We start from the raw sequence: 25551 nt of genomic DNA on the forward strand, positions 1-25551 counted from the left end.
TAATTGGTCATCATGAATCAGGCAGAACAGCAGCGCCTCCTGGCTATCCTGGAGTATTGGCACAAGATCGAATTCTTTATCCCGTTTGACCTGAATCAAATCACGGACGTCGAAGACCCGTCCACCGTGCGCCTCCTGCCGCGCGAACAGCTGGCGCAATTGCCGCCGCAATTCGCCACCCAGTGGCCAGTGCCATCCGACCGCGAAATCGACGGCTTTTCCTTGTTCCTCGGCGTCTTCGACAAGGCGGAAATCAGCAAGGCTTGCCCGCCGGCCAGCGGCCCGGACAGCCTGGCCGACACGGAAAAAACAGAGCTGCTGGGACGCTCGTGCTTTGCCCGCCTGAACCTCAATGCGCTGGGCGAGCCGCAGTTCGATCCCGTGTCCGTGTCGACCTTGCCGTGGGCGCTGGGCCGCGCCCGCACGCCGGACTGGTCCGGCCTGAGCGTGGACGCCTTCAGCGACAGCCAGCTGGCCCTGCAAGACAGCCTGCGCAACTTCGCGGCCAGCCGCGCCTCCCAGCCAGTGACGGACGAAGCCGGCAATATCTCTTCTCCCCTGTCCGGCATGGAAATCGCCGCACTGGCCGACCTGCTGATGGACTGGGCCGGTTTCCGCCCGTCCGCCGGCCAGCCGCTGGCCGTGCTGGAATTGCGCACGCGCAAGAAACGCGCCGCCGTGGCGGACGCCGATGGCGCCGAATCCAGCCAGAACCGCAGCCTGGACTTTGGCGATGCGGTGGAGCCGTCCATCGATATCCTCAACAGTTTTTACCTGGACGACCTGGAGCAGATCATCCGCGCCTTGCGCGGCGGCAAGCTGCCCGCCACGGTGGCCGCCTACCTGACGCCGCTGGCGCAGGACGAGCGCATCGACCTGTACAGCCCGGCCGGACGCCAGGCGCTGGCCGCCATGCTCAATCCGGCGAACATGAACCGGGGCCACTGGCTGGAAGACGCCAGCTACGCCATGAGCCTGATGCAGCAGTTCGCCATCCACGGCGCGCGCACGGGCCTGCATGACCGGGGCATCTTTTCCGTCAACGGTCCGCCCGGCACGGGCAAGACGACCTTGTTACGTGAATTGTTCGCCGACAACATCGTGCGCCGCGCCGCCGTGCTGTCCTGCCTGGACCGCGCCGCCGACGCCTTCATCGGCAAGGTGGCCGTCGCCTTCGAAGGCGTGCGCGACCCCATCACCATCGCGCGCCTGCGCCCGGAACTGACGGGCTTTGAAATGGTCGTCGCCTCGTCGAACAATGCGGCGGTGGAAAACATTTCCGGTGACCTGCCGAAGCCCAAGCAGCTGGGCAAGGAATGGGCGCGCACGCGCTACTTTGAAAGCGTGGCGCGCCGGGTCGTCGCCGACGGCAATGGCGCCAACCGCGCCCTGGGCGAACAGGACGCGCCGTGGGGCTTGATGTCTTGTGCGCTGGGCAACAGCGCCAACCGCCGCCGCTTCATCAGCAATTTCTACGACGACGACTGGGACAAGACGACGCCGCGCAAGACGCCGAACGCGCAGAACATCCGCCAGTGGCTGGCCGGCTACCAGGGCGTCAGCTTCGCCCAGGCGGCGCGCGAGTTCCGCGAGACGGAGCACGTGGTGGAAAAAGCCCTGGCCGAACAGGGCCAGTATGCGGCCCTGTGGCAAGCCGTGGGCACCTGCACGCAGGACGAATTCATCCACAGCAGCCAGCAGGCGCTGATCGCGGCGGAACAGGAGATGGATGCGGCCAACGGCGCCCTGGCCGGCGCGCTGGCGCAGCAGGACACCTTGCTGGCCAGCAAGAAAGAATTGCTGGAAGAGGAACGCCTGGTGGCGCTGACGCAGCCGGGCTTCTTTGCCCGCCTGTTCCGTACGGCACCGGCACGCGCCTACAGGGACGCCGTCGTCGCCAACGCCGAAGCCCAGCGCCAGGCCGCGCGCGACGTCTCGGCCATCAAGCTGCTGCTCAAGGGCGAGCTGGAGCCGCGCTGCGAGCGGGCCCGCAACAGCCTGCACATCGCCCTGCGCACGGCGCAGTCGCGCCAGCGCGAATGGGATGACAGCACGGAACTGCTGCGCCGCGCCCGCCTGCGCTTCCCCACCATCCTCGCCCCCGACTCGCTGGAAGCGCTGGACGGCGACGCCCTGCAAATCGGCGGTCTGTGGCATGAACCGGCCCTGGCGCGCCTGCGCTCGCGCCTGTTCGCCAAGGCCCTGGCCCTGCATGAAGCGTGGTTGGCGGAAGTGGCGAAGAAGGGCGGACCCGGCTTTGGCGGCAACTTGCTGGCCGTGTCGAAATTACTGAAAAACAAGCGCGCCTATGACCAGTCGCACGTCGCCATGGTATGGCACAGCCTGTTCATGGTGGTGCCCGTCGTATCGACCACGTTTGCCTCGTTCGCGCGCCAGTTCCAGGGCATGGGCCCCGAATCGCTGGGCTGGCTGTTCATCGATGAAGCAGGCCAGGCCGTGCCGCAGGCGGCGCTGGGCAGCCTGTGGCGCGCCCGGCGCGCCGTCGTCGTCGGCGACCCGCTGCAGATCGAACCTGTGTTCACGGTGCCGGGCCGCCTCGTGCAGACCTTGTCCGCCCTGTCGCCGCACACGCAGGACGGCAGCTACGCGCCCACGTCCGTTTCCGTGCAGACACTGGCCGACAAGGCCAACCGCTATGGCGCCGTCGTCGGCGCCAACGGCGAAAAACCCTTGTGGATCGGCAGCCCCCTGCGCGTGCACCGCCGCTGCGTGGAACCGATGTTTTCATTGGCCAACGCCATCGCCTACGAAGACAAGATGGTCTACGGGCTGAGCGAGCGCACGCCGCCGGCCGGCGCGCGGGGCCTGACGCGGGGTCCCAGCCGCTGGATCGACGCCGTCGGCGCCGTCAGCTACAAGCAGGTGGTGCCCGTGCAGCTCGATTTCGTGCTGGAAGTGCTGCTGAAACTGTATCGCCGCGACGGCAAACTGCCCGAGCTGTATGTGATTACCCCGTTCAAGGCCGTGCGCGACGCATTGCGTTCGCGCATCATGGAACTGGACTGGGACCGCCGCCTCGGCTACGGCAAGGCGCCGACGGCGCGCGAACTGCGCCAGTGGAGCAGCCAGATGGTGGGCACCGTGCACACCTTCCAGGGCAAGGAGCAAGGCGTGGTAATGCTGGTCCTCGGTGCCGACGACAGCACGGCCGGCGCCGCGCAATGGGCGGCGGCCACGCCGAACCTGCTCAACGTGGCCCTGACGCGGGCGCAGCATTTTGTGTACATCGTCGGCAACCCGCTGCTGTGGGGCCAGCTGCCCCATTTTGCGCCCGCCTGCGCGCAATTGCCGCATACGGGCATGCATGAGTTTTTGGTGGAGATGGGCTAGAACACCTGACCCAACCTGCTGCGCGTCGTGATTTGCCGTCTCCGATGCTCACTGCCTCGGCACCCCCCACTAATCCACCCTACCCTGGGCCGGGAAGGTGAGCGTAAACGTCGTGGCGGCCGCGTCGGATGCGACCGTCGCGCTACCGCCGTGCAGCTGCATGATGGCCGTGACGATGGCCAGGCCCAGTCCCGTGGAGGCGGCCGAATCGCTGCGGGCCGGGTCGGCGCGGTAGAAGCGCTCGAACAGGTGCGGCAAGTGGCGGGCGGGGATGGCGGGACCGAGGTTGCTTACGCTCAATTCCACGCCCCCGTTCGCCGCATGCGAGCGCAGTAAAATCGTGCTGCCCGGCGCCGCGTGGCGGATGGCGTTCGACAGCAAATTGCCCAGTGCGCGGCGCAGCAGCTGCGGCTCGGCCGTCACCATGCCGCTGCCGTGGCAGGCCAGCGCCAGCTCGCGTTCTTCGGCCAGGCCTTCGAAAAAGTCCGCCAGCCGCAGAAATTCCTCCTGCACGGGCATGCTTTGCTTGATCAGGACCATTTCTTCCTGCTGCGCCCGCGCCAGGAACAGCATGCTGTCGATCATGCGCGACAGCCGCTCCAGCTCCTCCACGTTTGACGACACGAGCTGTTCATACTCGTGCGCGCTGCGGGGGCGGGCCAGCATGACCTGGCTTTGTCCCAGCAGATTCGTGACGGGCGTGCGGAATTCATGCGCGAGGTCGGCGGAAAACTGCGACAGCCGCGCATAGCCTTCCTGCAACCGCGCCAGCATGGCGTTCAACGCGTGGATCAGCGGCAAGAGTTCCGTCGGCGCATCGCGCGCTTCCAGCTGCTGGCCCAGCTTGCCGGGCCGCACGAGGGCCGCGTGGGCGGCGATATTGCGCAGGGGCCGCAAGCCGCGCAGCAGCATCACGCTGGCCAGCAACGCCGCCACCAGCGCGCTGACGGCCACGGAGACGACAATCTGCCAGCGGTAGGCGGCAAACATGGCCGTGCGGTCGCCATACACGCGGGCGACGGAAATGTCGGCCATCTGCGCCGGGTCGCCGATGCGCGCGCTGGCCGCCACCACCCTGGCCGGATAGCCGTCGCGGCTGGTCCAGCTGACGATGTCGCCGGCCGTGACGGGCGCATCGACGGCCACGGGCACAGGATGCGCCACCTTCTCGCCGTTCGGATTGACATCGATCAAACGCGTGCCATCGGCGCGCACGATGCGCACTAATGAATTCTCCTGTCCGCTCATGGTGTCGCGGAAATACTGGGGCCGCTCGCGGATGATGTCCAGGGTGCCCGCATTGCCGAGCAGCTGCTGGATCTGGCGCAGTTTTCCCAGCAATAAAATATCGTCGCGGCGCTCGATTTCCGCCACGAACGAGCGGTACAGATGCATGCCGAGGCCGGCCGACACGAGGGCCACGATCAGCACGAAGACGAGCGTGACGCGCAGGGTCAGCGAGCGGCGCAGTTGCGAGAATTTCATGCGCCGGCGCCGCTGTCGGGCGCACTGGGGGCGCGCAATTCGCAGACATAGCCCATGCCCCGCAAGGTATGGATCAGCTTGGGCTCGAACGGATCGTCGAGCTTGCTGCGCAGGCGGCGGATGGCCGCGTCGATGACGTTGGTATCGCTCTCGAAATTGATGTCCCACACTTGCGAGGCGATGATGGAGCGCGACAGCACTTCGCCCTGGCGCCGCGCCAGCAGATGCAGCAAGCCGAACTCCTTGGCCGTGAGGGTGATGCGCTGGCCTTGCCGGCTGACCTTGCGCTTCATCACGTCGATTTCCATGTCGCCGATGCGGATCACGTCCTCCTCGCGGGGCGGGCCGCGCCGCAACAGCGTGCGGATGCGCGCCACCAGTTCCGCAAAGGCGAACGGCTTCACCAGGTAATCGTCGGCCCCCAGTTCCAGTCCCTTGACCCGGTCCTGCACCTCGTCGCGCGCCGTGAGAAAGATGACGGGCACGTCCGCGCCGCCCTCCTGCAGGCGCAGGGCGCGCAGCACTTGCCAGCCATCCATGATGGGCAGCATGACGTCGAGCACGATGAGGTCGGGCGCCTCGTGGCTGGCCATGTGCAGGCCGTCCCGGCCATTGCGCGCCAGGCTCACCGTAAAGCCGGACTCGGCCAGGCCGCGCAGCAGGTAGTCGCCCGTCTTCGGTTCGTCTTCTATGACCAGGATGCGCATGGCTGGGGGCTTTCTTGTGGGAAGTTGGCCCATTCTACGCCGCGTGCCCGGTGCTGCGGATGATAAAAATGTCATGCGGCGATCATCTTCCCGTGGGGCAAGCCTGGCCATACTGGCGCCATTCTCTTGCATGGACACCACATGAAAACCTTGTTCTTCGCCAGTACCCTACTGTGCCTGCTGACCGGCCCCGCCCACGCCCAATTGCGCCAGGTCAATGACCTGTCGCTGGCGGCGGCCAACAAGCTGGCCGATGCGGCCGTGGCCGCGTGCCAGGCGCAGGGCCGGCACGTCGCCGTCACCGTGCTCGATCGTGGCGGCAATATCGTCACCGTGCAGCGCGCCGATGGCGTGGGCCCGCACAACACGGCAGCGAGCGGACGCAAGGCCTACACGGCCCTGTCGACGAAAAACGATACGCAGGCGCTGGCCGTGGCCGCGCGCGGCAACCCGGACATGGCCAATCTGACGACCGTGCCGGAACTGTTGCTGCTGGGCGGCGGCCTGCCCTTGCGCGCCAAGGGCGACATCGTCGGCGCCATCGGCGTGGCCGGCGGCGGTGGCGCGCAGCCGGACCGCGCCTGCGCCCTGGCCGCCTTAGCCGCCGTGCCCGAGCTCGATCTCCCCCAAACCTGAAAGCAACGACAATGAGCTATCTGAACAAAACCGCTGCCGCCCTGGCCTTCGCCAGCCTGTCCGGCCTGGCCCTGGCCGCCAATCCATTGAGCGTGCACATCCTCGACCTGCAGAGCGGCCAGCCGACGGCCGGCGTGACGGTGACGCTGGAACAAAAGAAAGGGGACGGCTGGCAACAGCTGGGCAGCGCCGTGACGAATGCGCAGGGGCGCATCGCGGCCATGTATCCGGCCGAGACGCCCATGCAGGCGGGCGACTACCGCATCGTGTTCAAGACAGGCGAGCACTATGCGCGCCTGAAACAGGAAACCTTCTTCCCGGAAATCCCCGTGCAATTTCACGTGGAAAAGACGGACCAGCACTACCACATACCGCTGCTGCTCAGTCCTTTCGGTTTTTCCACGTATCGGGGTAACTGACGGCCGCTCAGCCCAGCGTCTTCGCCGTCTGCCCGAACAGCACGCTCTTCGCGTCCTCGCTGACGGTGGGCTGCACGTTGACCTCGGCCGCGCGCGCATACGCCCGCACGGTGGCCGGACGGGCGGCGATGGCGGCGAACCAGCGCGCCAGGTGCGGGAAGTCTTCCAGCTTCTGGCGCTGGCGCGCGTGCGGCACGATCCACGGGTAGATCGCCATGTCGGCGATGGAATAGGTGTCGCCGGCCACAAACTCACGGTCCGCCAGGCGCTTGTTCAGCACGCCGTATAGCCGGTTCGTTTCATTGACGTAGCGCGTGATGGCGTACTCGATCGGTTCGGGCGCGTATTGCACGAAATGGTGGTTCTGCCCTGCCATGGGGCCCAGGCCGCCCATTTGCCAGAACAGCCATTGCATGACTTCGGCGCGTCCGCGCACGTCGGCGGGCAGGAATTGCCCGCTTTTCTCGGCCAGGTATTGCAGGATCGCCCCCGACTCGAACAGGGACAGGGGCGCGCCGCCATCTTCCGGCGCCTGGTCGACGATGGCGGGGATGCGGTTGTTGGGGGCGATGGCGAGAAACTCGGGCTGGAACTGCTCGCCCTTGCCGATATGCACGGGAATGATGTTGTAAGGCATGCCCGCTTCTTCCAGGCACATCGTCACTTTGTGCCCGTTGGGCGTGGTCCAGTAATACAGGTCGATCATCGTGGTCTTTCCGCTCGGTGGGGTGGACAGGCGGACGCGGGATAAGTATTGTGGAACTATTGTCGCGCCGCAACTGGTGTGCATGGATATAATGCCACGTCAGCGGAAAACAAGACGGCGGCGGCGCCAGCGGCCACGCAAGCAAGCGCCCACTCTCGCCAACGCGATGAAAGCACGCCATTCCAGAGAACCTTCAAAGAAAGCCGACCATGCGCAAACTCCTGATCGTCACGCTGTCCGTCCTGCTGTCAGGCTGTGTCCAGGACTTCGCCATCTATATGTTTGACGGCCAGGACCACTCCCTGACCGTGCGCCGCCAGCAACGGTACTTTTGGCAAGATACGGTGGAAGTGCAGCTGATGGCGACGAATTTGCCGCAATGCCAACGCCTGCACACCCTGTCGACGGATGCGCCGGCCGACATCAAGGTGGAGCTGTTCGCGGCCGGCGACGGCGTGTGGAACATCCGCATGGGCAAGCAGCTGTGGCAGGCGGAAACGAATACCTGCAATGAACTGACGGAAATGGAAAACGACCCGAAAGCCGACCTGGGCCAGCCGGTCGGGAAATTCGTCGTCGTCGATGAAAAACTGAGCTTCGAGCCGGCGCCGCAGGCGGCGCCAGCCCAATAAACGCCTAGCGCGCCGCCAGGCTGCGCGCCGGCTTGCGACCCACGGCGCGTGGCACGCCCGCCGGGACGGCTGCCAGGCGCGGCGCCGTGCCCTGATGCTCCTGCGCCGACAGCTTGAAGCGCGCCACCAGCTGGGCCAGCACGGCCGCCTGGTCCTGCATGCTCGACGCCGCTGCCGCCGCCTCTTCCACCAGCGCCGCATTCTGCTGCGTCACGCTGTCCATCTCCGTGATCGCCTGGTTGACGTGGCCGATGCCCGTGCTTTGCTCGTGCGAGGCGGCCGTGATGTCGGCCATGATGTCGGTCACGCGCGACACGCTGGCCACCACCTGGTCCATGGTCGTGCCCGCCTGGGCGACGAGGGTACTGCCGGCCGCGATGCTGTCGACGGAGGCGCCGATGAGTTCCTTGATTTCCTTCGCCGCGCCCGCCGAGCGCTGCGCCAGGTTGCGCACCTCGGATGCCACGACGGCGAAGCCGCGCCCCTGTTCCCCCGCGCGCGCCGCTTCCACGGCGGCATTCAGGGCCAGGATATTCGTCTGGAAGGCGATGCCGTCGATGACGCCGATGATGTCGACGATCTTGCGCGACGAAGCGTTGATGGTATCCATGGTGCCGATCACCTGCGCCACCACGTCGCCGCCCTGGCGCGCCACTTTGGAAGCGGACTGCGCCAGTTCATTCGCCTGCACGGCGTTGCCCGCGTTCTGCGTGACGGTCGACGTCAGCTCTTCCATCGAGGCGGCCGTCTCTTCCAGCGAACTGGCCTGCATTTCCGTGCGCGCCGACAGGTCCATATTGCCGCTGGCAATCTCGCTCGACGCCGTGGCGATGGTTTCGGCGCTGTGGCGGATTTCGCTGATCGCGTCAACGAGGTTGGTCTGCATGGTCTTCATGGCGTACAGCACGCTGTGGCGGTCGTTCGCATGCGTGCGCACACTGCTGCTCAGGTCGTTATTCGCGATCTTTCCCGCCACTTCGGCCGCATATTCGGGGTCGCCGCCCAGCGCATGGCGCAGGCTGCGGTTGATGGCCACGACGACGGCGGCCAGCAGCGCGCACACGAGCAGCAGCACGCCCAGCGAGGTCAGCAGGGACTGGCGGAAGGCGGCGTCGATATCGTCCATGTACACGCCCACGACGATGGTCCAGGCCCACGGCTTGTAGGCCACCACGCGGCTCATCTTCGGTTCGGCGTTCTTCTGGCCGGGACGGGGGAAATAGTAGTGGACGAAGCCCTTGCCCGCGTCGCTCTTGCCGACGGCAACGATGTCACGGTACAGATAGGTGCCGTTGGCATCCTTGAAATCCGACATGTTCTTGCCATTCGTTTGCGGCGCGGCAGGATTCATCACGACGACGGCGTCGAGGTTGATGATGGACAGATAGCCGGTCTCGCCGAAGCGCATGCTCTTGATGACGGCCGTGGCCTGCTTTTGCGCCTCTTCCTTCGTCAGGGCACCGCTGGCGGCCAGGTCGCCGAACATCTTCACGGCGCCCAGGCCCAGGTCGGCAGCGTTGCTCAGGTCGGCGCTGCGCTCCTCGATGCGGATCTTGCGGATTTCCAGGGCGTTATAGACGAAGATGACGGTGATGCATAACAGGCTGCAAATCAGGGGAATCCATAACTTTTGCTGGAACGTCAATTTCTTCATGTGGCTGTCTCCAACTGTATGTGCGGCGAAGGGGGCAAGTCCGCATCCGGCTCTGCGGCCAGCAATGCGGCGGCGACGGCGCTCTGGCGGCACCGTTCAGACGTCTCCAGCATACGCTCGAACTACCGATATTTACAATGCCGGGAAGCAATGAATTTTGCCCGGTGTTGTTAATGCGTTGCGACAATTGATGAGAATTGATGCTGCATTGCGGCAGCACGGCACGCGGCTCCCGTGCCGCAAGGCCGGCGGGGGCGGCGCGCGTGTGTCAAAATGCACACCGGATACACGATGAATCGCGAAAGAACAGCATGACCAAGAATGAAGCCATGAAACGCATCAATGACCGCCTGGGCAAACCCACCCTGACGGACAAGAACACGCACTTTGCCAGCGTCGCCAGCTATGGCACGGACGAAGGCTGGTGGCTGAAGATTCCCTTCCTTACCTTCAAGCAGGAATTGCACTTCATCCTCAACAATGAAAAGACGAAGAGCTTCCAGCACCTGAAGATCGGCGCCAACCAGATCCTCAGCCCCGGCATGAAATTTCGCAGCACGGGCGGCGCGGCCGACGCCTTCATGTCGGCCTCGGCACCGAAACGCCTGGTCGACCTGCTCGACGGCGGCAGCAAGTACAACTTCACCAAGCATTTCATCAACGACTACCGCTACTAGTCCCACCTGACCCAACCTGCTGCGCGTCGGTATAGGCAGCCTGCGATGCTCACCGTACTAGAGTACGGTTGCGCTTCTCGGCTACCTCTCCCTTCCGCTCGCGACGGTTGGGTCAGGCGTCGTGAGGCCTTGTCGGATCATTGTGGGGCGGCAGCCAGGCCTTGAGCAAATGCTGGGCGATGTCGAGCGCGTCGTCGCGGCTGGTGCCGAAGTGCAGGGGGTAGCCCCAGAACTTGCCGAACATGACGGCAAAGGCCTTGCCGGCCAGGCGCTTGGCGGCGCTCGGTTCGACCAGTACCATGCCCTGGATGTAGGCGCGGATGGCGGCCTTGTTCCGCTTCATCCAGAGCGATGCGCGCTTGCGTTCTTCCTGCGGGTGCTCGTGCCCGTCCTCGTCAAAACCTTCCTCGCTGAGGATGACAAAGGCCTGCCGGCGCGCCAGCAGCGCATCGAACTGGGCGAACAGCACGTCGGGCGGGACGCCGGATGCGGCTTCGCGGCGCATCCAGACGAGGGGAAAATGGGTGATATCGAGTTGCATGGGTGACTCCTTCAAAGGGGGTTGCCGTTCCTCCTCACCTTCATCAGAACACGGGCGGCGGCGGTTGCCGTTGAAGCGGGGCTGCGGATAGCCACACGATACCGGTGGCGGCGCCGCACGTCATTGCATAAAATAGCCACAATATTATTCAATCCAGCCAAAGTTCTCCCATGCCTCATCCTCTGCTGCCCAACATGCTCACCGCCCGGCTGGGCCTGGATGCCGCTGCCTCCATCTTCGATTTCGACGTCGATGGCGTGCTGCGTCCCTTGCTGGCCGTGGGCCTGGCCAGCGTGCGCGAGGACGGCGAGCAGGCGCCGCACCGGCACCGCAAGGGGCAGCTGCTGTATGCCACGCGGGGCGTGATTCATTGCGAGGTAGAAAGCGGGGTATGGATCGTGCCGCCCCAGTGCGCCGTGTGGATACCGGGCGGCCTGATGCACGCGGCGCAGGGCGTGGGCGAGGCGGAATGCTATTGTCTGTTCGTCGAGCCGGCCATGGCGCCGGCCCTGCCCGCCGTCTGCTGCACCGTGGCCGTCTCGCCCCTGCTGCGCGAGCTGATCGCCAAGGCGGCCGCTTTCCCCACCCTGACGGTGCTGCATGGCGCGCAGGAACGCCTGGTGGCCACCCTGCTCGACGAGCTGGCGGCCGCGCCCGTGGAAGACTTGCACTTGCCGATACCGCGCGACGCGCGCCTGCGCCGCCTGGCCGCGCTGCTGCTGGCGCAGCCGGCCGACAAAAGCACGCTGGCCGAATGGGCTAGCCGCATCGGCATGAGCGAGCGCAGCATGACCCGGCAGTCGCTGCAGGAAATGGGCATGAGCGTGGGCCGCTGGCGCCGGCAGCTGCACGTCATCCTGGCCTTGCAACGGCTGGCGCAAGGCCACAGCGTGAAAGCCGTGGCGCTGGAACTCGGGTATGAAAACACGAGTGGCTTTGTCACCATGTTCCGCAAGGCCGTGGGCAAGCCGCCGGCCCGCTACCTGGCCGAACGGGAATCCAAGAAAATATAAAACGCATAAAAAAAGGCGGCATATGCCGCCTTCGTCCTGCATCGTCGCCGAAAATCAGCTTTCGCGCGCCAGGGCCAGGAATTCCGTGCGCAGCGCCAGGTTCGGCTGCATCTCGCCCAGCATGGCCGAGGTAATGGTTTCCTCGCCCGGCGTGCGGATGCCGCGGCTTTCCATGCACAGGTGGCGGCAGCGTACGACCACGCCCACCGACTTCGGTTCCAGCACTTCCATCAGCGCATTGGCGATCTGCATCGTCATGCGTTCCTGCACTTGCAGGCGCTTGGAGAAGCAATCGACGAGGCGCGTCAGTTTCGACAGGCCGACGATTTTGCCATTGGGCACGTAGCCGATGGTGGCCTTGCCGAAGAACGGCGCCAGGTGGTGTTCGCAATGGCTGTAGACGGGAATGCCGCGCACGACGATCAGCTCGTTGTACTGTTCCGCCCCATCTTCGAAGGCTTTCAGCAGGTCGACCGGGTCCTGGCCATAGCCGGAGGTCCAGTGTTTCCAGGCTTTCGCCACGCGCGCCGGCGTTTCCAGCAGGCCAGGACGCTGCGGATCTTCGCCCAGGCTGCTGATCAGCCGGCGCCAGTCGTTTTCGGAGAATTCTTCTTGAGACATGCTAAACCACCCTAAAATTTGCAATTGCCGCCAGTATATAGAAAATGTGACCGCCTGCCCCGGCAGACCTTGCTTTGTCTATACGGCCGGCGGCCGGTGCGCGCGCACCAGCAGGGCGGAAATCGAGACGCTCGACGTCGCCTCCGGCCACGCATCGCCGGGACCGAACCAGCGCGCCTCGGCGATTTCGTTCTCGTCCAGGCGGATTTCACCATCGAGGTAATCGGCCGTAAACGCGATCATCAGCGAATGGGGAAACGGCCACGACTGGCTCATGAAGTACTGCAGATTGTGCACACGCAAGCCCACCTCTTCCATCACTTCACGGTGCACGGCTTCCTCGATCGACTCGCCCGCTTCCAGGAAACCGGCCAGCGGACTGAAGCGCTGCGACGGGGAATGCTTGTGCATGGCCAGCAGCACCTGCTCGCCCTTGCGGATGAGCACCATCATGGCCGGCGAGATGCGCGGATACGCGAGCATGCCGCAGGCGGCGCAGGTGAAGCAGCGCTCGCCGCGCGCGCGCTGCATGGGCGTGGCGCAGACGCCGCAATAACGGTGCGTGCGCGCCCATTCGGCCAGCTGCACGGCACGGCTGGCCAGGCCCAGGAAGCCGTCGTCGACGGCGTTGAACAGCGAGCGCAGGCCGTGCCAGGCCAGGCCGCTGTCGGCCGGCAAGGACTCTTCATCGCGCCAGACGGTCTGGCAATAACGGCCCTGCCACAAGCCCACGGGCTGGGCGCGGCCCAGGTCGATGTCGAGCGCGGCCACCTCGGCTGCGGTGGGCAGGGCCAGTTCGGGCGTGCGCAGCAGCAGGCGTCCCCGGTGGAAGACAAACGTGAGGGTGTCGGCGGCGGCCGGCGCCGGTTCAGGCGCATCGATGAGGGGAGTAAAGGCGTCAGGAGTGTGGAGCATGCTGGAAGGAAATTGTAAAGGTTGCTCATCATACTCCCGCCGCGCGGCGCCTGCGCGCGTAGCAGCGGCGGGCGGGCAAAGCAAGCATTCATGCGGCATGACAGTGTTTTTTTCCCAGCACGGAGAAAGCGTTGCGTAAACGAGACTGATAACGATTCTCATTTACGAAATAGTGTCCGATTATTACAATGTCGCTCAACCCGCCCCACCGCCAGCCACTTGCCTGCGTGCGATTGCACCGATCCGGCAGCGCCAGCCAGGAGCCCTCCCCTGACCCTATCGAGAGAGCAAGATGGCAATCAAGAGCCGCAAACACGCCCCATCCCGTTTCAACCAGCACGTCGGCGCCGCCCTGGCCGTGATGCTGCTGCCCGTCGCCGCCCAGGCGGCCGACCCTGCCGGCCAGAGCGCCCCCGCATCGCAGCAAACCCTGAACGAAATCAAGGTCGTGGGCTCCAAGGAAAATGACTTCAAGGCCGAGAAGGCGTCGTCGCCGAAATACACGGAAGAACTGGTCAACACGCCGCAAACCATCGTCGTGATCAAGAAGGAATTGATCGAACAGCAAGGCGCGCTGACCCTGACGGACGCGCTGCGCAACACGCCGGGCGTGGGCACCTTCTTCCTCGGTGAAAACGGCAACACGAACACGGGCGACGCCGTCTACATGCGCGGCTTCGATGCGTCGGGCAGCATCTATGTCGATGGCGTGCGCGACGTCGGTTCCATCTCGCGCGACATCTTCAACATCGAGCAGATCGACGTGCTGAAAGGCCCGGCGGGCACGGACAGCGGCCGCGGTTCGCCGACGGGCTCGATCAACCTGGTCAGCAAGACGGCGACCATGGAAAACAAGTTCAACTCCCTGCTGACGGCCGGCAGCGGCAAGCAGAAGCGCGCCACGGCCGACTGGAACCGCGTCCTCGACACGGACACGGGCACGGCCTTCCGCCTGAACCTGATGACGCAGGACAGCGGCAACCCGGCGCGCGACGAAATCAAGAACAAGCGCTGGGCCGTCGCGCCCACCGTCACCTTCGGCATCGGCAAGCCGACGCGCATCACGGCCAGCTACCTGCACGTGGACCAGAACAACGTGCCCGACGGCGGCGTGCCCACCATCGGCCTGCCCGGCTACACGACGCCGGACACCATCACGGCAACGAACAAGGTCATCCGTACCTTCCTGAACGACGCCGCCCGGGTCGATCCAAAGAATTTCTACGGCTCCACTTCGGACTACGACAAGGTCAAGGCCGACATGGGCACCTTGCGCATCGACCATGACTTCTCGCCCACCGTGCAATTCCAGAACACGACGCGCTATGGCAAGACCAAGCAGGACTACCTGCTGACGGCCTTCATGGGCACCACGGCCAACCTGAAGACGCCCGTGGCCACCGATCCGTCGACCTGGACCCTGGCGCGCTCCACGCGCACGGTGAAGGACCAGGAAAACACCATCCTCACCAACCAGAGCATCCTCAGCGCGCAGTTCGACACGGGCGCGCTGAAGCATTCCATCGTGGCCGGCGCCGAGTTCACCAGCGAAAAGCAGACCAACTACAGCTATGTGGCCGCCAGCATGGGTACCCTGCCCGCAGCCAACCTGTACCATCCGAACCCGCGCGACCCCGTCACCGGCTTCAATCCCGTGCGCAACGGCGCCTACAGCGAAGGCGAAGTCAACACGCAAAGCGCGTATGTCTTCGATACCATCAAGTTCGGCGACAAGTGGATCTTCAACGGCGGCGTGCGCTTCGACCATTTCAACACCAGCTATGACGCCGTCACCCTGCAGGCGGCCGTGACGCCGCCCGCCGTGCAGCCATTGCCCGTGGGCACGCCGATTCCCGCGCACATCACCCTCAGCGACACTTTGACCAACGGCAAGATCTCGGCCCTGTACAAGCCGACGCCGGACAGCAGCGTGTATGCGCTGTGGGCCACGTCGAAAGCGCCGCCCGGCACCAACTTCACCCTGAGCACGGGCGCCAGCAGCGCGCAAAACCCGATCTACGACCCGCAGGAAACCACCACCAAGGAAATCGGCACCAAGTGGGACTTCCTGAAGCAGAAACTGTCGTTCTCGGCCGCCCTGTACCAGACGGAAGTGAAAAACGAAGTGGAACAGGACCCCGTCGACCTGATCTATTACCAGAACGGCAAGAAGCGCGTGCAGGGCGTGGAAATCGGCATGGTGGGCGAAATCATGCCCAACTGGCTCGTCAGCGCCGGCTATACGCGCATGAATACCAGTGTCGAGTCGGGCAAGGTCGTCACGGCCAGCGGCATCAATAACCTCAGCTACACGCCGAAGCAGGCCTTCACGGGCTGGACGTCGTACACCCTGCCCTTCGGCCTGAAGCTCGGCGGCGGTGCCCGCTACGTGGGCGAAATGCTGCGCGGCACCGACGGCGCCGTCGGCACGCCGGCCCGCATCGATGCCTACTGGGTCTTCGATGCCATGGCGACGTATCCGGTCAACAAGAACCTCGACCTGCAGCTGAACGCCTACAACCTGGCCGACAAGGCTTACGTGGCGGCCATCAACAAATCCGGCTACCGCTACACGCCCGGCCAGCCCCGTTCCTTCAGCCTGACGGCCAATATCAAGTTCTGAAGTCAAAAGAACACGCCTCGCGCACGCCAGCGGCCCCTCTTCGGAGGGGCTTTTTTATTGTCCTGATAATCTTGCCTTTTTCGTCCCCGGCCGCGCCGCCGCGACTAGCGTATGAAAAGTCATACAGCGATGGCCGCCCCCGTCCAATATTTCGCGCAGCGATGCAATCTAACAACATTTTTGAAATTAAATAAGTGCCTTAAATCAATAGGTTAGGAAAGGTTCTGCTGAAAATCCATTTCAGGCATATCCTTTGCTATGTACAGGTTTTGCTGCAAATAATCGCTAGCATGCAAGGGCTTGTTTTTGAGAAATATTGACTCCAAGCTTGAGTTGCTCGCTATCAATAATCCGCTCACAGCGGCGCTTCATTTGGAGGAGTCAAAATGAAAAAGAAACGGCCATTAACCCTGTACATCCTGATTGCCATGATTCTCGGCATCATCGTGGGGTATGGATGCAACACCGCCTTCCCTGATGCCAAAGTCAGCGCTCAGATCGCTGGCAATATTTCCATCGTCACCGACGTCTTCTTGCGCCTGATCAAGATGATCATCGCGCTGCTGGTGTTCTCCACCCTGACGGTCGGCATCGCCCACATGGGCGACGGCAAGACGGCGGGCCGCATCGGCCTGAAAGCCATGTGCTGGTTCGTCGTCGCCTCGCTGGTGTCGCTGGCGCTGGGCATGGTGCTGTCGAACCTGATGCAGCTGGGTACCAACCTGGGCTTGCCATTGCCGGACGTACACGCCTCGACCAACCTGAAGACGGCCGCGTTCACGCTGAAAGACTTCTTCACGCACCTGGTGCCGAAATCGCCGATCGAGGCGATGGCCAACAATGAAATCCTGCAAGTACTGGTCTTCTCCATCTTCTTCGGCGGCGCACTGGCCGGCCTGGGCGAATCGGGCAAGACCCTGACGGCCGTCGTCGACCAGCTGGCGCAGGTCATGCTGCGCATCACCGGCACCATCATGAACATGGCGCCGCTGGCCGTGTTTGCCGCCATGGCATCCGTCATCACCACCCACGGCCTGGGCGTGCTCGTCACGTTCGCCAAGTTCATGGGCGGCTTCTACCTGGGCCTGGTGTGCCTGTGGGCACTCCTGATCGCCGCCGGCTTCGTCGTCATCGGCAAGCGCGTCTTCACGCTCGTTTCCCTGATCCGCGAACCGTTCCTGCTGGCCTTCTCGACGGCCAGCTCGGAAGCGGCGTATCCGAAACTGCTGGTGGCACTGGACCAGTTCGGCGTGGACCGCAAGATTTCCAGCTTCGTGCTGCCGATGGGCTACTCCTTCAACCTCGATGGCTCGATGATGTACTGCACCTTCGCCGTGCTGTTCATCGCGCAAGCCTACGGCATCGACCTGTCGATCGGCACGCAGATCACCATGCTGCTGCTGCTGATGCTGACCTCGAAGGGCATGGCCGGCGTGCCGCGCGCCTCGCTGGTGGTGATCGCCGCTACCCTGAACCAGTTCAACATCCCGGAAGCGGGCCTGCTGCTGCTGATGGGCGTCGACCAGTTCCTCGACATGGGCCGCTCGGCCACCAACGCGGTCGGCAATGCCGTCGCCACGGCCGTCGTCGCCAAGTGGGAAGGCGGCCTGGCCACGGAAGAAGAAGCAGCTGCGGCCAACGCAGCCAACCAGAACACAGAAAGCCACTGGGGCGAAGCGGACCACGCTAGCAAGGCCTAAGGCGCCATGGCCCGCCACGAGCGGGCCATTTATTTGTTTTCCATGTTGAGTAACAAGCAGTCAGGTAGTGCGATCAGTAGTTATCCCCCTTACTAGAGAGATTCTCATGAAAAAAGTCCTGTTTACCCTGCTGGCCCTCGGCGCAGCCTCCGGCGGCGCCCTGGCGCAATCCAGCGTGACCATCTATGGCGTGGCCGATGCCGGCCTGGTGCTCGACAAGGATGCGGCGGGCGACCGCCTCAACCGCGTCGCCTCGGGCGTCGCCTCCGGCTCGCGCATCGGCTTCAAGGGCAAGGAAGACCTGGGCGGCGGCCTGTCCGCCAATTTCGTGCTGGAAAGCGGTTTCAATATCGATACCGGCACGTCGGGCCAGGGCGGCCTGCTGTTCGGCCGCCAGGCCTACGTGGGCCTGTCCGGCAGCGCCGGCGCCGTCACCCTGGGCCGCCAGTACTCGCCCTACTACCTGGCCCTGCGCGACGTGGCCGACCCCTTCGTCATCGGCCTGGCCGGTACGGCCTCGAACCTGATGGTGACGAATATCCGCGTCGACAACATGGTGCAATACACCACGCCGACGTACAGCCACCTGTCGGCCGACTTCGCATATGGCTTCGGCGAAGTGGCCGATGACAATGCGAAAAACCGCAGCGTGGGCGGCGCCGTGCACTACATCGACGGCCCCCTGAACGTGACCCTGACGCACCACCGCAAGGAAAATGCCCTGGCGACGCAGCAGACGCGCAACACCCTGCTGGCCGCCCGCTACGACTTTGGCGTGCTGCAAGGCAACTTCGGCTACGCCGACAACCGCGCCCTGGACAACAGCAAGAGCAATGACGTGCTCGTGGGCTTCAGCGCCCCGTTCGGCGCCACCAAGCTGGTCGCCTCCTACATCCGCCACAACGACAAGAGCAGCCTGAACCGTGACGCCCAGCAATGGGCCATCGGCGCGTTCTATTCCCTGTCCAAGCGCAGCGACCTGTACACGGGTTATGGCCACATCAGCAACAAGAACGGCGCCACCTTCGTCGTCGGCAATGCGACGGACAATGGCACGGGCAACAGCGGCTTCAACCTGGGCATGCGTCATACTTTCTAAGGACGTCGGCCAAAACCTACTGCGCGGCGCGCTTTGCGGCCGGCGATGCTCACCGGCTCGGCGCCCCCGTACTAAAGTACGGTTGCGCCTCTCGACCACAAGGGGGCGCCGAGCCTCACTGCCGCTCGCTACGATTTTGTCGGACGTCGAGGCGTCCGTGAAATAAAAGCATGAGCCGCCGGATGCATGTCCGGCGGCTTTTTTTATATGGCAACGCACCTTGATGCGATACTGTGGGCTCTTGCAAGTTCGCACCTGATTATGAATACCAGCAGCAAATCACCTCTTTCCTGGCGCCAGCGCCTGTCGCAACGGTCGGGCCGCGAAGCGCTGGCCTGGGGCGTGGTGCTGGCCGCCTGCCTGGCCACCGTGTGGCTCGTGTATTTCTGGACGGAACGCATCGCCATCGGCAAGCTGCAGGCCAGCGGTGCGCAGCGCCTGGAGGTGTACGTCAGCAGCCTGGAAAACGCGCTGGAAAAATACGATTTCCTGCCCAAGACGCTGGAACTGAACCGCGACGTCATCCGCCTGCTGCAGCACCCGGAAGACCCGGTGCTGGTCGACACGGTCAACCATTACCTGGAACAGATGAATGCCCAGGCAAAGTCGTCGACCATCTTCATCAGCAACCTGGACGGCAACACGCGGGCCGCCAGCAACTGGCAGCAGCCGGACAGTTTTATTGGCGACAATATCTCGTTCCGTCCCTACGCCCAGGATGCCCTGCGCGGCACGCCGGGACGCTTTTATGGCGTCGGCACGACGCGGCTGGAGCCCGGTTACTTTTTTGCCCACGGCATCTATCAGAATGGCCGCATGCTGGGCCTGGCAACGGTGAAGGTGAACCTGGAAAACCTGGAAAAGCGCTGGGTGCAAGGCGCGGACAAGGTCATGCTGGCCGATGAACACGGCGTGATCTTCCTCAGCTCCATGCCGGACTGGAAATACCGCACCCTGGCGCCCCTCTCGCCGGCCATCGTCGAAGAACTCAACCGCACGCGCCAGTACTACTCGAAGCAGCTCGAACCGATTCCCTTCGTCTCCGACCGCCAGCTGGGCAATGGCGCCCGCGTGATCAGCGTGCGCGAGCAGGAACGGGCCGATGCGCCGCCCAAGACCAGCTCCAGCGTCATGACGCAAATCAAGCTCAAGTCGCCGCGCGACTGGACCTTCATCTATCTGTCCGACCTGGCGCAGGCGAAGGCCAGCGCGCGCGCGGCGGCCGCCTTCTCGTGCGTGCTGCTGGGCTTTTTCATGCTGCTGTTCTTCTATCTGCGCCAGCGGCGCGCAGCCGTGGCGCAAAAACTGCGCGCCCGCGAAGACTTGCAACATGCGTATGACAACCTGGAAACCATGGTCGAGGAACGCACGTCGGAACTCAATGCCATGACGCAAAGCCTGAGCCAGGAAATCGAGGTGCGCAGCAAGGCCGAGCAAAAGCTGCACATCACGCAAAATGAACTATTTCAGGCTGGCAAGATGGCTGTGCTGGGGCAAATGTCGGCCAGCATCACGCATGAGCTGAACCAGCCACTGACGGCGCTGCGCACCATGTCCGACAATGCCGTCATCCTGCTGGAACGGGGCCGGCTCGACGACGCGCGGCGCAACCTGGCGAAGATCTCGCAAATTGCGGCCAGGATGGGGACCATTACCGGACAATTGAAGATCTTTGCGCGCAAATCGACGACCAGCCTGACCTCTGTCTCGATTCCCACGGCGATCAGCAACGCCCTGTTCCTGGTCGAACGGCGCCTGCAGGTTGAAAATGTGCGTTTCAGCCTGCATCTGCCGCCCGAAGACATCTTCGCCATGTGCGAAAGCAACCGTCTGGAACAGGTGCTGGTCAACCTGTACGCCAATGCGCTCGACGCCATGAATGGCAGCGATGTGCGCAGCTTGCGCGTGTCCGTCGAATGCACGCCGGAACACGTGCTGATCCACGTGGCCGACACGGGGCCGGGACTGTCGACGGAAGTCTACGAACACCTGTTCGAGCCGTTCTTCACGACCAAGCCGCAAGGCCTGGGCCTGGGCCTGGGACTGGCCATTTCCGAACAGATCACGCGCCAGTTCGGCGGCGTGCTGCGCGCCGACAACGCCCCCGGCGGCGGCGCCATCTTCACCATCGAACTACAGATTGCAACGCAGGAGGAAAAACATGTTTGAGGGCTTGAAGGTCTTGCTGGTCGAAGACGACCCCACCGTACGCGAGGGCAGCGAACAGGCATTGCAGCTGGCGGGCCTGGACGTGCTGGCCTTCCACTCGGCCGAGCTGGCCTACAAGCTGCTGACGCCGGATTTCCCCGGCATCGTCGTCAGCGACGTGCGCCTGCCCGGCATGAGCGGCCTGGAACTGCTGCAAGCCGTGAAAACCCTGGACCCGCACCTGCCCGTGATCCTCGTCACGGGCCACGGCGACATCACCATGGCCGTGCACGCCATGCGCACGGGCGCCTACGATTTCATCGAAAAGCCGTACTCGTCCGACCAGCTGGTCGACGTCATCCTGCGCGCGCTGGAAACGCGGCGCCTCATGCTGGAAGTGCACAGCCTGCGCCGCCAGCTCGAGGACGGCGGCGGCATCGAGTCGCGCTTACTAGGAAATTCCGTGGCGATGCGCGACATACGGCGCCTGATCCTCGACGTTGCCGACGAACCGGCCGACGTGCTGATCTATGGCGACACGGGCACGGGCAAGGAAATGGTGGCCCGCTGCCTGCATGACTTCAGCCACCGCCGCAAGCACAACTTCGTCGCCGTCAACTGCGGCGCGATTCCCGAAAGCATCTTCGAAAGCGAAGTCTTCGGCCACGAGCCGGGCGCGTTCACGGGCGCAGCCAAGCGGCAAGTGGGCAAGATCGAACATGCGGACCACGGCACCTTCTTCCTCGACGAGATCGAATCGCTGCCCCTGTCGCTGCAAGTCAAACTGCTGCGCGTGCTGCAGGAGCGCTATATCGAACGCCTCGGTTCCAACGTGCCCACGCCCGTCGACGTGCGCGTCATCGCCGCGGCCAAGCTGGACCTGGAAGACTTGTCGCAGCAGCAGAAGTTCCGCAGCGACCTGTACTACCGCCTGAACCTGATCGTGCTGCACCTGCCGCCCCTGCGCGAACGGCGCGAAGACATCCCCATCCTGTTCGAGCACTTCGTGCTGGCCGCCGCCGCCCGCTACAACCGCGCCGCCCCCGTCGTCTCCAGCGCCCAGATGCGCAACCTGATGGCCCATTCCTGGCCCGGCAACGTGCGCGAGCTGCGCAATATCGCCGACCGCTTCGTGCTGGGCATCGCCGGCGGCACGTCGAGCCTGCTGGCGGGCAGCCAGTCCAGCCCGCTGTCGCTGGCGGAACAGGTGAACGGCTTCGAACGTGCATTGATCGAACAGGAACTGCGCGCCTATTCCGGCAACGTCAGCGACGTGAGCACCGTGCTGGGCCTGCCGAAACAGACCCTGTACCACAAGATGCAGAAGTACAACCTGGTGGCCGAGGAGTTCCGCTAATCAAGCGACGCGGCCCGTGCGCAGCGGCGTCACCCAGTCGGGCCGGCCGTTGGCCAGCGCCAGCCGGGCCGCCTGCTCCCAGTCGTACGCGACGGCGTGGAAGTGCGCCGTCCAGGCACCGTCCGCCCCCTGCTCGGCGATGGCGTAGCGCGCATGGGGCGTGCCGTTTTCCATCACGTGCGGATGGCCATGGTCGTCGTCATACGCTTGCAAGCCCACGCTGCCCGGGTTGACGACCAGGCGCCCGTCGTCCAGCCGCATGCTGCGCGGCATGTGCGTGTGGCCGCACAGGATCAGCGCCGCATCGGTCGACCCGGCCCGTTCGGCCACCTCGGCCGGCGTGGCGGCGCGGCTGCCTTGCGGCGTGACGCTGTCGAGAAAATAGACGAGGTCGCTTTGCGGCGTGCCATGCACGAGCAGCACGTCCTTGCGCAAGCGCAAGGTGGCGGGCAGCGCGGCTATCCATGCGAGTTGCTCGGGCAACAGTTGCGCGCGCGCAAAGGCATCCGACTCGCCCATGCGGGCGGGGTCGCCGAACAACTGCCGCTCATGGTTGCCGCGGATGGTGGGCAAGTCCAGCGCCATCAGGCGCGCCGCCGTGGCGCGCGGCTGCAAATGGCCCGAGACGATATCGCCCAGGTTGACGATCATGTCCACGCCCCGCAGGGCGATGTCGGCCAGCACGGCATCGAGCGCGTCGAGGTTGCCGTGGATATCGGAAATGGCGGCAATTTTCATGGTGTGATTCCCTCCCGTGCGCACCATTCTGCGCGCGTCAGGCGATACAGGCAATGCGTGCGCAAACGGTGGCCGGGCGGCAGGGCCGGATGCTCGAACGTGGCGTGCTCGCGGCGCATGCCCAGGCGCGCCATCAGGGTGCTCGAGCGCACGTTGGGCAAGGCCGTGAACGAGACGATCTCGGGCAGCCGCAGGCGGGTAAAGCCGTCCCGCAGGGCCGCCTGCGCCGCTTCCTGCGCGTAGCCTTGGCCCCAGTAGTCGAAGGCCAGGCGCCAGCCGATTTCCACGCACGGCGAACACGGCAGCTGCGCGTCGGGCACATGCAGCCCCGTCATGCCGATGAAGGCACCGTTGTCGCGCAGGGTCACGGCCCACAAGCCCCAGCCCCGCGCGGCGATCAGATCGCGGCAGCGCTGCGCCAGGGCGTCGCTCGCTTCGCGCGACAGGGTGGCGGGAAAGCACGCCATGACGCGCGGATCGGCATGCAGGGCGGCGAACGGCGCCAGGTCGCTGTCACGCCATTGCCGCAGCAGCAGGCGCGGGGTGTGCAGTTCCATGATGGTTTGCAACATAATCTTCCTCTCTCCACGAAGCCCATACAGTAGGACAAATCCGACGACGACTTGCGCCGTGCGGCTACGTCATCCCCAAGACAGCATTGCTACCATTTCCTCATTGCATTAACGCATAAACCATGCCGCCCCGATGCCGCGGCAGTGTTCACTTTATTTTGAGGAGTTGCCCCATGTTTGCCACGCCCGTCCCCGCCCGCCTGTCGCCCCCCCGTTTGCGCCATCTCGCCTTGCGCAGCGCCATGATGCTGGGCGTGCTGGGTGTCGCCACGGCCGCCGCCACGGCGCGGGCGGAGCCGTCGCCCACCCTGGACCGCGTCAGCATTTCCGTGGGCGCCTTCGCCGCCGATCCGCGCATCAATGTCGGCGCCGACACGCAGTTTGGCCGCATCGACGCGCCCGAATCGAATCCCAGCCGCACGACCATTCCCCGCATCAAGGCCGAATTGCTGATCGGCGACCACCATGGCCTGGCATTCGACTACTACCGCTACGACAAATCCTACACGCCGACGCTGACCGGCCAGACCATCATCAACGGCCAGCCCGTCACGGGCACGGCCACCGCTGACGCCGACCTGAAACTGGACCTGGCCAAGATGTCCTACCGCTGGTGGCTGGGCAGCGGCAACGACACCTTCGGCATCGGCCTGGGCGCCGCCTACTACAATGCCAACCTGAACGGCACGGCCACGGGCGTCGTCAATGGCGAAACGGCGACGGCGCGCGACTCCATCGGCGAGCACGCATTCGCGCCGCTGCTGGAAGTGGGCTGGCGCCACGCCTTCACGCCGGACCTGCGCATATATGCGGAAGCGTCCGGCATCAGGAAAAATGGCGGCCGCATCAACGGCCACATCTACGGCGGCAATATCGGCGTGGAATGGTTTCCCTTCAAGAACGTCGGCTTCGTGGCCGACTATGGCATCTCGAAAATCAAGCTGCACCGCGACAGCGAGCGCGATGCGGACCTGAACGTACGCCTGACGGGACCGTCAGCCTACGTCAAGATGCGCTTCTAAGCAGGTCGTGGGATATGATTGTGAAGTTATGACGAACAGCGCCGGATGCGCCGCAAGGCGCCCGTTGCGACGCAGCGCGGGCACTGCCAGCAGCGGGCAAGCCTCGTCGGCCACCTTGCAGGGCGCCGGTCATGGAAGTCAGAAATCACAATAATTCATTGCGACCTGCTTAGCCCGCGCGCCGCCGGCTTCAGCGGACGGCTTCAGCAGATACAGCTGAAACTGCGGCAAGCCGGGATCTTCCCAAGGAGCAACCTCGGCAAACGGCAGGCGCGCAAACGCCTGCTGCCAAAAGGCGTTGGCGGCGGCATCGGTGCGGAACATGGCCACCAGCCACGTCGTGTCGCTGCCCAGCAGCACGCGCCGCACGACTTCCAGCGCCAGCCCCCGGCGCCGGTATTTCTTCAAGATGAAAAAGTCGCTGAATTCCTGCACCGGCATGGCGCCCGCCATGCCCGCTTCCGTGAGGTAAAAGCCGGCCAGCGCACCATCGACCTCGATCCACACCGCCCCGTGGCCAGGAGCGTGCACATACTCGGCCAGCCCGGCATCGCATGCATCGTAGCGGCCGTCGGCCAGCACGTCTTCGCCGCTCCAGCCGCTATTGTCGTAGCAATACAGCTGGAACAGCCGCGCCAGCGCCCCTTCCTCGCCGGGCGCGATGGCGCGCAAACTCATGTTCGGTACTGCCGGCATGCTCCCGCCCCCCCTGCCCGCAGGCATTGCTGAAGCTGGCGAGTGTAGCACTGCGTCATTCATGCCACCCTGGCGACCTTTCATCCCTGTATTTTCGCCCCTTGTCGCAAAAATAATTCTTTTATGCCTATTGGCTATATATTATTGTTTTTAAGTAACATCCGCCATCGCGGCTGACAGGAAATAAGGGTGATCCCCTTGCACAGACCGGCAGACACGCATCTGCCGGCTTTCATACT

The 25551-nt window shown here is 64.4% G+C and carries 22 protein-coding genes; 12 read left to right on the forward strand and 10 right to left on the reverse strand.

The genetic code is table 11. The annotated features are described in order from the left end of the window. The first annotated feature begins 12 nt into the window (after positions 1-12). Positions 13-3351, forward strand: coding sequence for an AAA domain-containing protein (locus EBS11_RS10295; RefSeq protein WP_290602523.1), 3339 nt, complete (start codon positions 13-15; stop codon positions 3349-3351). Between the two features lie 69 nt (positions 3352-3420). Here EBS11_RS10295 and EBS11_RS10300 read toward each other — a convergent pair whose 3' ends face one another. Both EBS11_RS10300 and EBS11_RS10305 read right to left on the reverse strand, forming a co-directional pair. Continuing rightward, positions 3421-4836 (reverse strand): heavy metal sensor histidine kinase, encoded by a 1416-nt coding sequence (locus EBS11_RS10300; RefSeq protein ID WP_290602524.1) that lies wholly within the window; start codon positions 4834-4836, stop codon positions 3421-3423. After that, positions 4833-5543, reverse strand: coding sequence for a heavy metal response regulator transcription factor (locus tag EBS11_RS10305; RefSeq protein WP_290602525.1), 711 nt, complete (start codon positions 5541-5543; stop codon positions 4833-4835). The genes EBS11_RS10300 and EBS11_RS10305 overlap by 4 nt, the downstream gene beginning before the upstream one ends. 141 nt (positions 5544-5684) lie before the next feature. Between EBS11_RS10305 and EBS11_RS10310 the strand changes: the two genes are divergently transcribed. Both EBS11_RS10310 and uraH read left to right on the forward strand, forming a co-directional pair. Next, positions 5685-6179 (forward strand): heme-binding protein, encoded by a 495-nt coding sequence (locus EBS11_RS10310; protein WP_290602526.1) that lies wholly within the window; start codon positions 5685-5687, stop codon positions 6177-6179. Positions 6180-6190: 11 nt separating this feature from the next. Continuing rightward, positions 6191-6598 carry a hydroxyisourate hydrolase gene (gene uraH, locus EBS11_RS10315; protein WP_290602527.1) on the forward strand — a complete coding sequence of 136 codons (408 nt, stop codon included), beginning with the start codon at positions 6191-6193 and terminating at the stop codon, positions 6596-6598. 7 nt (positions 6599-6605) lie between these two features. On the opposite strand, the gene EBS11_RS10320 is transcribed toward uraH, so the two are convergent. Further along, positions 6606-7304: a glutathione binding-like protein gene (locus EBS11_RS10320; RefSeq protein ID WP_290602529.1), complete on the reverse strand. Its 699-nt coding sequence runs from the start codon at positions 7302-7304 to the stop codon at positions 6606-6608. 209 nt (positions 7305-7513) lie between these two features. On the opposite strand from EBS11_RS10320, the gene EBS11_RS10325 reads away from it, so the two are divergent. Then, positions 7514-7936, forward strand: a complete 423-nt coding sequence (locus EBS11_RS10325; RefSeq protein ID WP_290602530.1) for a hypothetical protein — start codon at positions 7514-7516, stop codon at positions 7934-7936. Positions 7937-7940: 4 nt separating this feature from the next. Here EBS11_RS10325 and EBS11_RS10330 read toward each other — a convergent pair whose 3' ends face one another. Continuing rightward, positions 7941-9590: a methyl-accepting chemotaxis protein gene (locus EBS11_RS10330; RefSeq protein ID WP_290602532.1), complete on the reverse strand. Its 1650-nt coding sequence runs from the start codon at positions 9588-9590 to the stop codon at positions 7941-7943. A gap of 311 nt (positions 9591-9901) precedes the next feature. On the opposite strand from EBS11_RS10330, the gene EBS11_RS10335 reads away from it, so the two are divergent. After that, on the forward strand, positions 9902-10267 hold the full coding sequence (locus EBS11_RS10335) for a hypothetical protein (protein ID WP_046683244.1): 366 nt from the start codon (positions 9902-9904) through the stop codon (positions 10265-10267). Between the two features lie 112 nt (positions 10268-10379). Here EBS11_RS10335 and EBS11_RS10340 read toward each other — a convergent pair whose 3' ends face one another. Beyond that, a complete protein-coding gene (locus EBS11_RS10340) occupies positions 10380-10808 on the reverse strand; it encodes a hypothetical protein (protein ID WP_290602535.1) in 429 nt (142 codons plus the stop codon). Positions 10809-10978: 170 nt separating this feature from the next. Here EBS11_RS10340 and EBS11_RS10345 point away from each other — a divergent pair, with 170 nt between their 5' ends. Further along, on the forward strand, positions 10979-11821 hold the full coding sequence (locus tag EBS11_RS10345; RefSeq protein ID WP_290602536.1) for a helix-turn-helix transcriptional regulator: 843 nt from the start codon (positions 10979-10981) through the stop codon (positions 11819-11821). A 54-nt stretch (positions 11822-11875) separates the two neighbouring features. Here EBS11_RS10345 and folE read toward each other — a convergent pair whose 3' ends face one another. Then, positions 11876-12442: a GTP cyclohydrolase I FolE gene (gene folE, locus EBS11_RS10350; protein WP_290602537.1), complete on the reverse strand. Its 567-nt coding sequence runs from the start codon at positions 12440-12442 to the stop codon at positions 11876-11878. Positions 12443-12520: 78 nt separating this feature from the next. Continuing rightward, complete coding sequence (gene nudC / locus EBS11_RS10355) at positions 12521-13357, reverse strand: NAD(+) diphosphatase (protein ID WP_290602538.1); 837 nt, start codon at positions 13355-13357, stop codon at positions 12521-12523. 292 nt (positions 13358-13649) lie between these two features. Here nudC and EBS11_RS10360 point away from each other — a divergent pair, with 292 nt between their 5' ends. The 5 genes from EBS11_RS10360 to EBS11_RS10380 all read left to right on the forward strand — a co-directional run bounded on the left by EBS11_RS10360 (position 13650) and on the right by EBS11_RS10380 (position 22284). Further along, positions 13650-15980 (forward strand): catecholate siderophore receptor Fiu, encoded by a 2331-nt coding sequence (locus EBS11_RS10360; protein ID WP_290602539.1) that lies wholly within the window; start codon positions 13650-13652, stop codon positions 15978-15980. Between the two features lie 386 nt (positions 15981-16366). Then, positions 16367-17680, forward strand: a complete 1314-nt coding sequence (locus tag EBS11_RS10365; RefSeq protein ID WP_290602541.1) for a dicarboxylate/amino acid:cation symporter — start codon at positions 16367-16369, stop codon at positions 17678-17680. Between the two features lie 106 nt (positions 17681-17786). Further along, complete coding sequence (locus EBS11_RS10370; RefSeq protein ID WP_290602542.1) at positions 17787-18779, forward strand: porin; 993 nt, start codon at positions 17787-17789, stop codon at positions 18777-18779. A 261-nt stretch (positions 18780-19040) separates the two neighbouring features. Next, on the forward strand, positions 19041-20948 hold the full coding sequence (locus EBS11_RS10375; protein ID WP_290602544.1) for an ATP-binding protein: 1908 nt from the start codon (positions 19041-19043) through the stop codon (positions 20946-20948). Beyond that, a complete protein-coding gene (locus EBS11_RS10380) occupies positions 20941-22284 on the forward strand; it encodes a sigma-54 dependent transcriptional regulator (protein WP_290602545.1) in 1344 nt (447 codons plus the stop codon). Before EBS11_RS10375 ends, EBS11_RS10380 begins: the two co-directional genes overlap by 8 nt. On the opposite strand, the gene EBS11_RS10385 is transcribed toward EBS11_RS10380, so the two are convergent. Together EBS11_RS10385 and EBS11_RS10390 are read right to left on the reverse strand one after the other, a co-directional pair. After that, on the reverse strand, positions 22285-23022 hold the full coding sequence (locus EBS11_RS10385) for a metallophosphoesterase family protein (protein ID WP_290602547.1): 738 nt from the start codon (positions 23020-23022) through the stop codon (positions 22285-22287). Then, entirely contained in the window at positions 23019-23594 is a 576-nt protein-coding gene (locus EBS11_RS10390; RefSeq protein ID WP_290602548.1) for a GNAT family N-acetyltransferase, read from the reverse strand. The genes EBS11_RS10385 and EBS11_RS10390 overlap by 4 nt, the downstream gene beginning before the upstream one ends. A gap of 173 nt (positions 23595-23767) precedes the next feature. Here EBS11_RS10390 and EBS11_RS10395 point away from each other — a divergent pair, with 173 nt between their 5' ends. After that, positions 23768-24616, forward strand: coding sequence for a hypothetical protein (locus EBS11_RS10395; RefSeq protein WP_290602549.1), 849 nt, complete (start codon positions 23768-23770; stop codon positions 24614-24616). A 138-nt stretch (positions 24617-24754) separates the two neighbouring features. Here EBS11_RS10395 and EBS11_RS10400 read toward each other — a convergent pair whose 3' ends face one another. Continuing rightward, positions 24755-25312 carry a hypothetical protein gene (locus tag EBS11_RS10400; RefSeq protein WP_290602551.1) on the reverse strand — a complete coding sequence of 186 codons (558 nt, stop codon included), beginning with the start codon at positions 25310-25312 and terminating at the stop codon, positions 24755-24757. Between the last annotated feature and the right edge of the window lie 239 nt (positions 25313-25551).

Origin of the sequence: Janthinobacterium sp. (assembly GCF_009923995.1) — a bacterium.
In the GTDB taxonomy this organism is placed as follows: Bacteria; Pseudomonadota; Gammaproteobacteria; order Burkholderiales; family Burkholderiaceae_D; genus Janthinobacterium.